Below are 13296 nucleotides of genomic sequence, written 5' to 3' on the forward strand. Positions count from 1 at the left end.
GATATTTCACCCCTGAGTCGATCCACCCGAAAATCGCGCGGAGAATCGTATTATGCAAGCTTCACGCTCTCGGCTTGTGTTTCATAGGCTCTCTGTTACCAATTTCCCATAGCGTCACCGATGGTCGTCGCATTCGACTTGGGCGGGGCAGCGCCTCTGTTCAGGTCGTGTGGGGGGGCGGTGGGCAATTAGGGAGGTAACGAATGGCCTTTGATGGTGAACCAAGTTTCCGCCAGTCAGTCGATCTCATGTTCAACCGCGCGGTGTCTGTCATGGACCTGTCGCCGGGGCTGGAGGAAAAGATCCGGGTCTGCAACTCAACCTATACCGTTCGCTTCGGCGTCCGGCTCAGAGGCGCGATCCATACCTTCACGGGCTACAGGTCCGTTCACTCCGAACATATGGAGCCGGTGAAAGGCGGCATCCGCTTCGCGACGAGCGTAAATCAGGACGAGGTCGAGGCGCTCGCCGCGCTCATGACTTACAAATGCGCGCTGGTCGAGACGCCGTTCGGCGGGTCGAAGGGCGGGCTCTGCATCGACCCGCGCGACTATGAAGAGCACGAGATGGAGCTTATCACCCGGCGCTTCGCCTATGAACTCGTGAAACGCGACCTTATCAATCCGGCTCAGAACGTACCCGCCCCGGACATGGGCACGGGCGAACGCGAGATGGCCTGGATCGTCGACCAGTACAAGCGCATGAACACGACCGACATTAACGGTGCGGCCTGCGTGACAGGCAAACCGCTCAATGCCGGCGGCATCGCAGGCCGGGTCGAGGCCACAGGGCGCGGCGTGCAATATGCACTGCGCGAATTCTTCCGCCATCCCAAGGACATGGAGGCAGCGAAGCTCAAGGGCACGCTCGACGGCAAGCGGGTTATCGTCCAGGGACTCGGCAACGTCGGCTACCACGCTGCTCTCTTCCTCTCTTCCGAGGACGGCTGCAACATCACCGGCATCATCGAACGCGACGGCGCGCTCGTGAACCCAAAGGGGATGAGCGTTCAGGCCGTACGCGACTGGCTGAGTGAGCACGGCGGGGTCGAAGGCTGCCCCGAAGGCACCTATGTCGCCGACGGCGCAAAGGTGCTGGAGGAAGAATGCGACATCCTCGTTCCGGCGGCGCTCGAAGGCGTGATCAACCGTGCGAACGCCGGCAACATCAAGGCGCCCCTGATCATCGAGGCCGCAAATGGCCCGATCACAGCCGGCGCGGACGAGATGCTGCGAGTGCGCGGAACGGTCATCATCCCCGACATGTATGCGAATGCCGGTGGTGTGACGGTCAGTTACTTCGAATGGGTCAAGAACCTCAGCCACATCCGGTTCGGACGCATGCAGCGCCGCCAGGAAGAAGCGCGCCACCAGATCCTGATCGACGAGCTTGAACGGCTGTCGGCGGACAAGGGGCTCGGCTGGACTCTCTCGCCCGGCTTTAAGGATCAGTATCTGCGCGGGGCGGGCGAGCTGGAGCTGGTGCGGTCGGGTCTCGATGACACGATGCGCGCCGCCTATCAGTCGATCAGCGAGCTCTGGAAGAGTCGCAGCGACGTGTCCGACATGCGCATGGCGGCCTATATCGTCGCGATCGATCGGGTCGCCAAGAGCTACCGCTCCAAGGGGCTGTAGTCCGACAGCTCAGTACTCTAAGCTTGGCCCGCTGGGGCGAACCCGGCGTTTTCCACCCTCGGACTGCTGGCCATTGCGTGCGACCTCTGGCAGGGTCGCCGCAATCCGCAGCAAGGGACGACCATGGCCGCGCTCGACGATCTGAGTTTTTCCAATCTCGCCGTTTCGGCCGATGCCGACGGCATCGCGACCGTCACACTCAACCGGCCAGCCAAGCGCAACGCGCTCAACGCAGCCACGATCGAGGAGCTCGTGACGCTGTTCACGGCCCTGCCGAAATCGGGCGCACGGGCCGTCGTTCTCAGGGCCGAGGGCACGCATTTCTGCGCCGGGCTCGATCTTGTCGAGCACCATGCCGAGGACCGCAGCGCCGCCGACTTCATGCATGTTTGCCTGCGCTGGCACGAGGCGTTCAACAAGATGGAATATTCCGGCATCCCGATCATCGCCGCGCTGAAAGGCGCGGTCGTGGGCGGCGGGCTGGAGCTCGCCTCGGCGGCCCACATCCGGGTGGCCGACGCCACGACCTACTTCGCGCTGCCAGAGGGGCAGAGAGGTCTCTTTACCGGCGGCGGCGCGACAATCCGCGTCGCCGACCTCGTCGGCAAGGCGCGGATGATCGACATGATGCTGACGGGCCGCATCTACAAGGGCGAGGAGGCAGTCTCGGTCGGGCTGTGCCAGTATCTCGTCGACGACAGCGAAGCCAAGGCGTTTGCGATCGCACGCGCGGCCGCAGAAAATCCGCCGTTGTCGAACTTTGCGATCTGCTCGGCGATCAGCCACATGCAAAACATGTCGGCGCTCGACGCCGCCTACGCGGAAGCTGTCGTGGCCGGGGTGGTCAATACTCAAGCCGCGTCGCGCGACCGGCTTCGGGCCTTCGCTGACAAAACGGCGCCGCGGGTCAGGCCGGAATGAGCAACCTGGCCGAGCGCGGCGCCCAAGGCGCGATGGCGGCGAACCCTTTGCGCGGCATCCTTCTGAAGCTAGGCTCGGTCGCGGTCTTCATGACCATGGCGAGTCTTATCAAGGCGTCGTCGGACGCCGTGCCGCCGGGGCAGGCGGTGTTCTTCCGGTCCGCCTTCGCGATTCCGGTGATCCTCGTCTGGCTCCTTGCGACACGGGGGCTCAGAAGCGGGCTCGCGACAGAGAATTTCCTCGGCCATTTCTGGCGCGGGCTGGTGGGCACCGTCGCGATGGGCTTCGGTTTCGCCGGGCTTGGGCTTCTGCCACTGCCGGAGGTGACGGCGATCGGCTATGCCGCGCCGCTGCTCGTCGTCGTCTTCGCCGCGATGTTTCTGGGTGAGACGGTGCGCGTCTTCCGCATCTTCTCCGTCGCGCTCGGCTTCGCGGGCGTCCTCATCATCCTGTCGCCGCGCCTTACGGCGGTTTCGGGCGGCGAGATCGACACTGCCGAGGCGCTCGGCGCCGTCGTCGTCCTTGTGGGCGCCGTCTTCGCCGCACTCGCCCAGGTCTTCGTGCGAAGGCTCGTTCAGGTCGAGCGGGTTAGCGCCATCGTCTTCTACTTCTCAGTCAACTCGGCGCTTCTGTCGCTTATCTCGTTGCCGTTCGGCTGGGTGGTGCCCGATCCTGTCACCGCCCTGATGCTCGTGGCCGCGGGGCTATTCGGTGGCCTCGGACAAGTGCTTCTGACCTCATCCTACCGCTTTGCGGATGCCTCGGTCATCGCGCCGTTCGACTATGCGTCGATGCTTCTGGCACTCGCCATCGGCTACCTGATCTTCGGCGAAGTGCCGACCTGGGGTGTTGTGGGCGGTGCTGCGATCGTCGTCTTCGCGGGTATTCTGATCATCTGGCGCGAAGGGCGGCTGGGGCTCGCTCGCGATCGCCAGCGCAAGGCGATGACGCCGCAGGGCTGACGGAGCCGCGCCTAGACCTCGAGCCAGATCGTCACTGGGCCCTGGTTGACCAGGCTCACATCCATGTCGGCGCCGAACTCGCCGGTCTCGACCCGGATCCCTTGGGCACGAAGACACTCGGCGAAGCGCAGGTAGAGCCGCTCGCCTTCGGCCGGCGGCGCGGCGGTCGAGAAACCTGGACGGTTGCCGCGCGACGTGTCGGCGGCGAGCGTGAACTGGCTGACCACCAGCGCTGCGCCACCGGTGTCGAGGAGCGAGCGATTCATCTTGCCGTCTTCGTCCTTGAATATCCGCAGCTTCGCGATCTTGGTGGCGAGCTGGTCCGCCGCAGCGTCGGTGTCGCCCTGCATCGCGCAGACGAGGATCGTGAGTCCCGAACCGATCTCGCCGGTCGTGCGGCCCGCGACGGTCACGCTTGCCTCGCTGACCCTTTGAACGAGTGCACGCATATCTTTCTGCCCTTCTGATTTGCGTAGCGGCGAAGCGGCCCCCGGAGGCGGGATAGCGCGGGGGCTATGCCGGTGCAAGCTGGCGAAATTCGCGCGAGAGTTGACGCACGTCAAGGGACCGGTCCGGCCTCTGGACCATGATCCATTCGTTTCACAGAAGCAGGAGCCTCATCATGGTTGAGAAATCCCCCACGAGCTCATTCTGGCCTTCGTTCTACGAGCCATTCCGCCACGTCGGCACGCGCCTGTCCGAATGGCTTGCCCCCGCTTCCGAAGCCTCGTCCGACGACAAGGCCTACCGCATCGCTGTCGAGCTTCCCGGCGTCGAAGAAAAGGACATCGAAATCACGGTGGATGATGGTGTGGTCGCGGTGAAGGGCGAGAAGAAGGAAAGCCGCGATGAAAAGGGCGAGACCTGGTATTTCAGCGAGCGCCAGTACGGCAGCTTCAGCCGGTCGTTTCGGCTGCCCGCCGACGCCGACCCCGCGAGGATCGACGCCGATCTGAAGGACGGCGTGCTGACGCTGACCGTGGCGCGCGCTGGGCCCGAAGCGGCCAAGGCGCGCAAGATCGCGATCGGGCGGAGCTGACTTCGAGTGCACCACGGACGGTACGTTCCTACTTGGCTCAGTAGCCCTGCTGGCCATAGACATGCGTCAGATAGACACCTGCGGCGACGAGGATGCCGCTGAGGATCACTGCGACCGTAATCTTGATTGCCGACCACGGCCGTTCACCCGTCACGCGCCCGGTCTGGCCGTTCACGACGAAACGGAAGCTCTTGCCGCGATAGCGGTACGCAGCAGTCCAAACCGGCAACAGTATGTGCTTGAAGGTCGCGCCGGAAACGCTTGTTTCAATTGATTGAATCTGCTGTCTATCCCCACCGATGTCGAACCGCACATCACGTTCGATCATGCGGTCCATACGCGCACGCGCCTCGGCCATGCCGAGGTCGAGCGAAACTGTGTAGCCCTCCGCCCGGAAGCCGGCGAGATACTCGGGGTTGTAGGGCGCAAGACGCGAGAGGTCCCAAGGGTCCAGTGCATCCGTGTGGCGTTTCGGGAGCGCGTGCGAGGCGAGCACAAGGATATCATCGAAGAACCGCGCTACACGACCTGAGACCGGGGTCCAGCGCACCTTGGCAACGCGGCGATTCTCGCTCTTGCGGCGGCCTTGGGCGTCGCGGACATGGACGCGCTGCATCTCATAGTAGATTGTTCCGCGTTGGCCGGAATAACTCGATACGGTGTCGGCGTCGAACGTCCAATAGGGCACGTATATCCCGGTCAGAGCCCGGCCCTTGCGGGCGTAGTCGACCAGTCCCGACGGCGCGAACCAGAGCGATCCGAGCCACTTTGTCATGGCCGCGCGCGCCTCTGCCTCCGTCACAACGAACGGCAAGACTCCCTTTGGCTTGATATGGCGGCTCTCACCCGTGTCGGCGACGACCGGGGTTGCGCAGAACGGGCATTCGGCGGCGTGGACCGCGGGGTCGAACCGCACTTCGGCGCCGCAATTGGGGCATTTCGAGTATCGCGCGATCTCGATTTCGGCCTCAGGCAGCGCCTCTCTCAGACCGCGCCGAAACGCGGTTTCGGGGATCGGCTGATGCCCGCGCCCGGCGACCGCCACGGGTTCCTCATAGCCGCAGTGGTCGCAGATCAGCTTGCCTTCGCCCGGCGCGAAGCGCAGGTCCGCGCCGCATTGGCGGCAGGGAAAGCGATGCTCCTCAGCCGGGGACTGCATCCCGGGTTCACGCCCCCGGCGGCGGAGGCGGCATTACGGTGAAAAGCTGGGCAAGCTCGGGGATCTCTCCGGCCGGCTTCCAGCCGTCCTGTCCGGGCGCCCAGACGAGGGTGTCGCGCGTGAATCGGCCCTCCGTCACGAGACGGCCGAGATGACCGCGCCCGAACGGCCCCGAGACGGCACCGGATTCGGCGAGGTGCCAGACCTTCTCCACCGGCGGCGGGGGCGGACCGGCTTGTGGCGGGGAAGCGGATCCCCAGGGCCCCGCCTGACGCGTCATTTGCGCGCCCATCGCCATGCCAATGCCTGCACCGACGCCCGCTCCCATCGCTGCGCCGGCGGCGCCGTCGCCGCGCGCCATCGCCTCGGCGGTCGCGTACTGAATATATCGGTCGAGGTCGCCCACAATCCCCATCGAGGTCCGCTTGTCGAGCTTTGCTTCAACTGCTTCTGGTAGAGATATGTTTTCAATATAAAATTCTGGAATCTCAAGCCCGTACTTCGCAACCGTGAGTGAGATCGCCTGCGCGACAATCCTTCCCAGATCGGCCGTGTTCGCCGCCATGTCGAGGACCGGAATCCCTGAGGACGCGATCACACGGGAGAACTCCTGCACGATGATGTTGCGGATCTGGAAGCTGATTTCGTCGGCGGTGAACTCTCCGTCCGTGCCGACGATCTCGGAAAGGAACCTTGCGGGATCGGACACGCGCATCACATAGGTGCCGTAGGCGCGTATCCGGACCGGCCCGAATTCCGGGTCCCGCGCAATGATCGGGTTCTTCGTGCCCCATTTCTGGTCGGTGAACCGGGTCGTGTTGACGAAGTAGATCTCGGACTTGAACGGCGATTTGAAGCCGTGATCCCAATGCTGCAGCGTCGTCAGGATCGGCATGTTGTTGGTTTCGAGGAGGTAGAGACCGGGCGAGAAGACGTCCGCAAGCTGCCCCTCGTGGACGAAGACTGCGGCTTGGCCTTCGCGAACCGTCAGCTTCGCTCCGTATTGGATCGCGTGTCCCTCGCGCTCGAACCGCCACACCATCGTGTCGCGCGTGTCGTCGACCCAGTGGATGACGTCGATGAACTCGCCCGTGAGAAAATCGAGAATACCCATTGTCACCTCCTATGAAACCTCAGCTCTCGCCGCCCATTAACTCGGCGGCGATCGTCGCGACTATGGGCCGCGCCTCCTGCAACGTCATACCGGGCCTGAGCCGCGGGTCATAGAGCATCCTGAGCATCAACTCGTCCTGCCGGGTGAGGAGCGCGAATTCCTCGTTGTCGTTGAAGATCGAAGGGCGCGCCCGCGGATAGTCGGCAATCAGCCCTAGGCTCTGAGCAAGTTCCTCGTGGATGCACAGACGGCGCAGTCGCTCCGGCAACTCACCTCGTATGACCGTGATCGCGCGGGTGTAGGCCGCGCTCTGTCCAGGTGTGAAGCCGAAGACGGTGCAGTAGATATCGGGGCGCATTTCCCGCACCGACCGCACTGCAGCGGCCGAGATTCCGGGGACGAGCGCCCTGAGTTGCGGTTCTGTCGTCTTCCTTTCGTCGGTATTGAGAATAAGCACCGTATGATTGGCACGCCGCCCGGTCAGGCGGATGGGCAGGCCGGTCAGGCGCGAAAGCCGCTGGGCGTACGTCGCGATCTCGGCGCGGTCGGAGCTGCGCTGTACGGTTGGGATGGAAGCGCCGAAGACGACTTCGATCCGGACGGGCTGCTGCCACCGGTGCAGCCGGCTTTCTCCGCCACTCGAGACGAGTTCGCCGTCGCGCTCGGCGAGTTCTTCATAGAAAGCGATGCGCAGGAAGTTCTCGGCCAGATCGCGGGCCGTGAAGGGCGCGTCTTCGCTGCCGTCGTCTACCCGCAGGAGCCCCTGCGCCAGATAGTTTTGTTCGACCCGCGCGTAGTAGTCGCGCGCCGCGATGCTTTCGGCGCTCGGCGGGACCACGATGGGTTCGGGCGGTGCGATGTCCCGCGGCGCTGCCGCCGTGGGAGGGGACGAAAGCCCCACGGGTTCACAGCCCGCCAGCCCCGCGAACGCGAAGGCCGACAGTAGAAGTCGCAACTGGCGGGCCGCGCGCATTGTCTCAGACACTTGTGGCGACGGTGTCGCCGGTGCCGGTCGCGCGGGCCTTGGCCGCGGCGAGCGTGTCGCGCAGCTCCGCCTCCATCTTCTTCAGATCGATCTCGGCGGCGGCGCGCTTGCGCTTGCCCTCGTCGGCGATCCTCAGGGAATCCTCGATCGTGGCGATCAAATCGGCGTTGGCGGTCTTGACCGCCTCGATGTCGAAGACCCCGCGTTCCATCTCCGTGCGAACGATTTCATTGGCTTGCCGAAGATTCTTCGCGTTCGCCGTGAGAAGTTCGTTGGTCAGATCGCTTGCCTCGCGCACCGCCGTCGCGGCTTCGGCCGAGCGCTGAATTGTCACCGCTTGGGCAAGCTGAGTTTCCCAGAGCGGGACGGTGTTCACCAGCGTCGAGTTGATCTTGGTGACGAGCGACTTGTCGTTCTCCTGCACGAGTCGGATCGAGGGAAGTGACTGCATGGTGACCTGACGCGTCAGCTTCAGATCGTGGACGCGCCGTTCCAGATCGTCCCGCGCCGCGCGAAGGTCGCGCAACTCCTGCGCCACCATGACCTTGCGGTCCTCGGCGACCTTGTCGACTTCTGCCTCCTTCGCCGGGATGTCCTTTTGGTCGATATCCGCAAGCTTGGCCTCGCCCGCTGCGATGTAAAGCGCAAGTTCGTCGTAGAAGTTCAGCGTTTTCTCGTAAAGGACGTCTAGCGATTTGATATCCTTCAGTAATTTGTGTTCGTGATTCAGAAGGTTGCCGGTGATGTCGTCGATCTGGCCCTGCACATCCTCGAAGCGCGCGAGGAAGTTAGCGAACGGCGCCGTTCGCCCCAGTAGCCGTTCCCACCACGACCGCTTGCGTCTGACGTCGAGTTCCGAAACCGAGAAACCACGGATCGTCGTCACAATTTCGCGGAGGGAATCACCCGCCGGGCCGACATCTTTGTTTCGGACGTCGGACAACATCGCCTGGCTGATCTGCTGAAGCTCCGCCTGAGCGGCAGAGCCGAAGTTCACGATCGAACCGGTATCCGCCATGTCGAGCTCTTCGATCCGCCGGCGGATTTCAGAAGCCAAGGGGGTGGGCGCCTTCTCCAAAGGCACGACCTCTCGGGCCGGTTCGGGCAGCACAACGGCGGTCACCGCTTCGACGTCAGCGAGCGCCTTGCCGGCTTCTTCACGGATGGTTGCGGACATGTTCACTCTCCACTTCTACTGCGATTGGGGGTCGAGGCGTACGCCTTCGCGTTTCAGCCGGTCGCGCAGCACTCCGATCTCTATGTCCAGATCGCTGCGGTCATCCTCAAGGAGCGCGCGGGTGCGGTCGGCGAAATTGGTCTCCAGATCGGTCAGGAGCGCCTCGTAGTCGGCGCGTGTTCCGGGGTCGCGCGTCTTGGCCCAGAGGTCGACGAACTTGATCGTCGCGTCGCGCGCGCCCATCAGATAGACGCCGAGGTAGCGGCGCGCGGCAGTCAGGTCGCGCGGATCTTCTTCGACCGTGCGGAAGAGGTCGCGCGCGGTCATCGCGAAGCGTTCCACCCGCGCGGTGATACCGCGGTCGCGGGTCTGGGCCGCGGCCTCGCTCATCGTGCGCAGATGTACCTCGCCTTCCGCCACGAAGCGGGCGGCGCGGTCCTGCTGGAAGGTGTCGACATGCTCCATGCCCTTGTCGCGCATCGGATCGAGCCCGAAGGCCGCGATGTGCAGAACCGCACCGACGCCGCCGAGAAGGACGGCTGACAGCGGCCCACCGCTCCACGCGCCAAGCCCGAGCCCGAGCGCCGTCAGCGCGGCGCCGAACGCCTTGCGCGGCAGGGCTGGCCTGCGGGCGCTGCGCCGCGCCTCGTAGACTGCCGCCGCGCGTGCGCCCTCCCGTGTCAGCCAGGCGGCAAGAACAAGTGCGGAGAAGGCGGCAAGATTGAGCGCCAGCCCCTGCGGGTCCTGCCAGAACGCCTTGAACGCGAAGGGTAGGGCGACGAGGAACAGCAGCCGTGCGCGCCGTTCGCCGAGGCCCGGACCTGCAGGGCGCAGCGTATCGCCGCCCGGTCCGGGCGCGGGGCTGTACTTGCCGCCGAAGCGTTCGGCCATCATCCGCCTCCCGTCAGGGCGACATAGACGGTCAGGGCCAGAAGCAGGTTGAAGGCGATCCGCCTGATGCCGGATTCAGTCATCCCATCCCCCACCATTCCGCCGCCAGACTGCCATGCCGGGCGAGGCGGTCCAAGCCCCCACGCCCCCGGAAAGCGGCCGGACAAGCGGGAAATCGCACTTTAGACGGACCAAGTGCCTGCCGAGAGGGTCAGCGCTTGCGCGATGGGCCTCCCTTGCGCGGCCCGCCACTGCGCGGACGGTTCCCGCCCTCAGGGCGGGGCGCCCCGCCCGGGCGGCCGGATCCCTTGGCGCGGCCCGCCGCTCCGGACCGGCCTCGGTCCGCGCGGCCGGCCGGTTCCTTGCCGCCCGCTCCGGCTTCCTTGCGGTGTTTCTTCGCGGTTCGTGGCGCGTCCGCGCCCGGGCGCGCATGGCTCGCGGCGCTCTGCGCGGAAGCGGCGCGCTCGGGCCGGTCCGATGCGCGTGGCGCCCGCTCGTCAGCGCTGGCGCCGCCCTTGTCGTTCGGCTTTCCGACGCGATCCGGCCGCACACCTTTCCGGTCTTGCCTCGGCGGCCTGTCCGCCGTTCCTGCCTGTGTTGGTCGCGCGCCAGTCTTGCCTCGCCCGCCGCCCGAAGCTGGTGCGTTTCCGCGGCGTCCCTTGGCGTGAGCCTCGCTCGATGTCCGCGGACGACGCGGCTTGCGCGTCGCCTTTTCCTCTTTCTCGCCGCCGAGCAGGCTGCCCAGCTGTTCCCTGAGCACGCGGGCCCTCACCTCGACCACGTCTCCGGGCTTCATCTGATTTAGCCGGAACGGCCCGTAGCTAACCCGGATCAGGCGGTTCACGGTGAGACCGACCTCGGACATCGCTCGGCGAATCTCCCGGTTCTTGCCCTCGCGGAGGCCGACGGTCAGCCAGGCATTCGCGCCCTGCTGCTTGTCGAGCGTGATGTCCATCGGCAGGAAGTCCTCGCCCTCGATGGTGGCGCCGCGGCGGAGGGGATCGAAGGTCGCGTCGTTCGGGCGGCCGTTCACCCTGACGCGGTACTTCCTCAGCCATCCGGTCGAGGGAAGCTCCAGCCGTCGCTTCAGCGCGCCGTCATTCGTCAATAGCAGGAGCCCTTCGGACGTGAGGTCGAGCCGGCCGACGCTCATCACGCGCGGCATGCCCTCGGGCATCGTGTCGAAGACGGTCTGGCGGCCCTTCTCGTCCTTTGCCGAGGTCACGAGTCCGACAGGCTTGTAGTAGAGCCAGAGCCGTGCCGGCTGCGGCGCGTCGATGGGCTTGCCGTCGAGCGTCACCTTGTCGGCGGGCGTGACATCCAGCGCCGGGCTTTCCACCTTCTCGCCGTTCACCGCGACGCGGCCGGCGAGGATCATCCGCTCGGCGTCGCGGCGCGAGGCGATGCCGGCGCGGGCCATCACCTTGGCGATCCGGTCGCCCTTGGGCTTGTCTTCGGTCATGGCGATGTTCCCCGCAGGTCAGAGGCGCCGCTTCTACCGCCAATCGTGATCGGGGGGAAGCGCTTGCGTGGCGGCGCGGGGCAGGGCATCAGGAGGCATGGGCGGGTTTCGGAGCCACATGGAGGCGGCGCTGGCAGAGGCGCGCGCGGCGGGCGCGCGCGGCGAGGTGCCGGTGGGCGCAGTCGTCACAGGTCCCGACGGGCGGATCGTGGCGCGGGCGGGCAACCGGACGCGCGAGTTGGCCGATCCCACGGCCCATGCGGAGATACTCGCGCTGCGCGCGGCCTGCGCCCGGTCCGGCACCGAGCGGCTGCTGGGCCACGATCTTTACGTGACACTCGAACCCTGCCCGATGTGCGCGGCCGCCATCTCGTTCGCGCGGATTGCGCGGCTCTACTACGGTGCGGAGGACCCGAAATCAGGCGGTGTCGCGCATGGCGCGCGCGTTTTCTCGCATCCGCAGTGCCATCACGTGCCCGAGGTCTATGACGGGATCGGGGCCGAGGAGGCGGCGGCGCTGCTGAGGCAATTCTTCGAAGGCCGTCGCGTTTGAAGCAGATACCCGGCGGGGGCGCTGTCACTCGGCTCCGCTCGCCGTTCGAGGCGGCGACTGCCAGTTCGCACTGCCGCGCACCATGCCGTCGGAATTGAATGCGGCCACGAAGTTGCCTTCGGCGTCGATCGCCACGACCCCGCCTTCTCCGCCGATTCCGGTGAGCGAGCCGAAGATGGCCCCCCGCGTTGCTTCGGCAAGCGTTTCGCCGGCCAAAGTGATGCGCATCGCGATTTCGTGGGCGAGTGCGGTGCGCAGGAAGCTTTCGCCCTCGCCGGTCGCGGACACCGCGACGACACCGTTTTCGGCGTAGAGGCCCGCACCCGGGATTGGGCTATCGCCGACGCGGCCCGGCATCTTCGCCCCAAAACCTCCGGTCGACGTCGCCGCGGCGAGATTGCCGCATCGGTCGAGCGCCACCGCGCCGACCGTATCCGGATCTCGTTCCTCACCGGTGGAAGACATCGCACCGAAATAGTCCGGCCCGGCGTGTTCCGCCCCGTGCGCGGCGAGTACTTCGTCCGCAGAGGGCCCGGACAGAAGGACGTGCGGCGTCCAGCGCATCACCATCCGGGCCGCGCGCACTGGGTTTTTCAGCGCCCGCACGGCGGCAACGGCGCCCACGCGGCGGCCGCGCCCGTCCATGATCGCCGCATCCAGTTCGACATATCCTGCCGCGTTGGCCCTGGCGCCCTTGCCCGCGTTAAAGACGCCCGAATCCTCCAAGCGGGCGACCACCTCCTCGACCACGTCGAGCGCCGGTGCGCCCGCGTCGAGCCAACGGTCCCCCTGTTCGAGCGCGGCCCGCACGGCATCTTCGCGCCCGGACCCCTCCAGCTCACCCCAGAATGCCCCGCCGTGAATCGCAATCGCGTAGCGCTCCGACGCCTTGCAGCGCAATGCCGGATTAGCGATGCGCGCCTCGATCCAGACGGCGTCGCCGAGGGCGGACGAGACGCCGATCCAGAGAAACGCGAAGACCAGGGCAGGGATGCGCATCTTATTTGCCTCTGCTTGGCAGTTTGGCACGGACGCCGCCTTGGTCAACCGGATTGTTGCGTGAAGAACACGTACAATCTGATACCGATATAGGTACAATATCGCGCTTTGTATTTGCGAGAATCGGTGTATGTTGCGCGCGTTCCAACACCAGCCGATGGAGGAGTAGGATGACATACCATGATCTTGCGACGCTCCGCCGGGGTGGGGGGCTTCTCGAAGCGATGACATTCTCTTCGTTCTCAGCCTGCGCGACCCGCTTCTGAATCATTTGATATCAGAAGGATACGTGTCGGCTATCCCCGCGCATATCTCATAATTCAAACCGTTTTCGGCCCGGGCTTTGCCCGTTCCGTGCGCGGACCAATTCCGATTGAAACCAAGGGGAGCTTGGGTGCAG

13 protein-coding genes are annotated in these 13296 nt (G+C 65.5%); 5 read left to right on the top strand and 8 right to left on the bottom strand.

The genetic code is table 11. From position 1 onward, the window contains the following. Window positions 1-203: 203 nt before the first annotated feature. From DEA8626_RS03970 to DEA8626_RS03980, 3 genes are all read left to right on the top strand, one after another. Window positions 204-1634: a Glu/Leu/Phe/Val family dehydrogenase gene (locus tag DEA8626_RS03970; protein WP_108851750.1), complete on the top strand. Its 1431-nt coding sequence runs from the start codon at window positions 204-206 to the stop codon at window positions 1632-1634. Between the two features lie 123 nt (window positions 1635-1757). Then, window positions 1758-2555: a crotonase/enoyl-CoA hydratase family protein gene (locus tag DEA8626_RS03975; protein ID WP_108851751.1), complete on the top strand. Its 798-nt coding sequence runs from the start codon at window positions 1758-1760 to the stop codon at window positions 2553-2555. Further along, window positions 2552-3517: a DMT family transporter gene (locus DEA8626_RS03980; RefSeq protein WP_108851752.1), complete on the top strand. Its 966-nt coding sequence runs from the start codon at window positions 2552-2554 to the stop codon at window positions 3515-3517. Before DEA8626_RS03975 ends, DEA8626_RS03980 begins: the two co-directional genes overlap by 4 nt. Before the next feature lie 11 nt (window positions 3518-3528). On the opposite strand, the gene dtd is transcribed toward DEA8626_RS03980, so the two are convergent. Beyond that, on the bottom strand, window positions 3529-3966 hold the full coding sequence (gene dtd / locus DEA8626_RS03985; RefSeq protein ID WP_108851753.1) for a D-aminoacyl-tRNA deacylase: 438 nt from the start codon (window positions 3964-3966) through the stop codon (window positions 3529-3531). A 173-nt stretch (window positions 3967-4139) separates the two neighbouring features. On the opposite strand from dtd, the gene DEA8626_RS03990 reads away from it, so the two are divergent. After that, window positions 4140-4556 (top strand): Hsp20/alpha crystallin family protein, encoded by a 417-nt coding sequence (locus DEA8626_RS03990; protein WP_108851754.1) that lies wholly within the window; start codon window positions 4140-4142, stop codon window positions 4554-4556. A 37-nt stretch (window positions 4557-4593) separates the two neighbouring features. On the opposite strand, the gene DEA8626_RS03995 is transcribed toward DEA8626_RS03990, so the two are convergent. The 6 genes from DEA8626_RS03995 to DEA8626_RS04020 form a co-directional block, all read right to left on the bottom strand. Next, entirely contained in the window at window positions 4594-5715 is a 1122-nt protein-coding gene (locus DEA8626_RS03995) for a TFIIB-type zinc finger domain-containing protein (protein WP_108851755.1), read from the bottom strand. Between the two features lie 7 nt (window positions 5716-5722). Further along, on the bottom strand, window positions 5723-6829 hold the full coding sequence (locus DEA8626_RS04000; RefSeq protein WP_108851756.1) for an SPFH domain-containing protein: 1107 nt from the start codon (window positions 6827-6829) through the stop codon (window positions 5723-5725). Window positions 6830-6848: 19 nt separating this feature from the next. Next, the gene (locus DEA8626_RS04005; RefSeq protein ID WP_245890748.1) at window positions 6849-7814 is read right to left on the bottom strand and encodes a DUF2927 domain-containing protein; all 966 of its coding nucleotides are present in this window, start codon (window positions 7812-7814) and stop codon (window positions 6849-6851) included. Beyond that, window positions 7807-8991, bottom strand: coding sequence for a toxic anion resistance protein (locus DEA8626_RS04010; protein ID WP_108851758.1), 1185 nt, complete (start codon window positions 8989-8991; stop codon window positions 7807-7809). The genes DEA8626_RS04005 and DEA8626_RS04010 overlap by 8 nt, the downstream gene beginning before the upstream one ends. 15 nt (window positions 8992-9006) lie before the next feature. Next, window positions 9007-9882: a 5-bromo-4-chloroindolyl phosphate hydrolysis family protein gene (locus DEA8626_RS04015; RefSeq protein WP_108851759.1), complete on the bottom strand. Its 876-nt coding sequence runs from the start codon at window positions 9880-9882 to the stop codon at window positions 9007-9009. 211 nt (window positions 9883-10093) lie between these two features. After that, window positions 10094-11344 carry a pseudouridine synthase gene (locus DEA8626_RS04020; RefSeq protein ID WP_108851760.1) on the bottom strand — a complete coding sequence of 417 codons (1251 nt, stop codon included), beginning with the start codon at window positions 11342-11344 and terminating at the stop codon, window positions 10094-10096. 97 nt (window positions 11345-11441) lie between these two features. On the opposite strand from DEA8626_RS04020, the gene DEA8626_RS04025 reads away from it, so the two are divergent. Further along, the gene (locus tag DEA8626_RS04025) at window positions 11442-11897 is read left to right on the top strand and encodes a nucleoside deaminase (RefSeq protein ID WP_108851761.1); all 456 of its coding nucleotides are present in this window, start codon (window positions 11442-11444) and stop codon (window positions 11895-11897) included. Between the two features lie 24 nt (window positions 11898-11921). On the opposite strand, the gene DEA8626_RS04030 is transcribed toward DEA8626_RS04025, so the two are convergent. Further along, window positions 11922-12896, bottom strand: coding sequence for an isoaspartyl peptidase/L-asparaginase family protein (locus DEA8626_RS04030; protein WP_108851762.1), 975 nt, complete (start codon window positions 12894-12896; stop codon window positions 11922-11924). Between the last annotated feature and the right edge of the window lie 400 nt (window positions 12897-13296).

This window comes from Defluviimonas aquaemixtae (assembly GCF_900302475.1).
GTDB lineage: Bacteria > Pseudomonadota > Alphaproteobacteria > Rhodobacterales > Rhodobacteraceae > Albidovulum > Albidovulum aquaemixtae.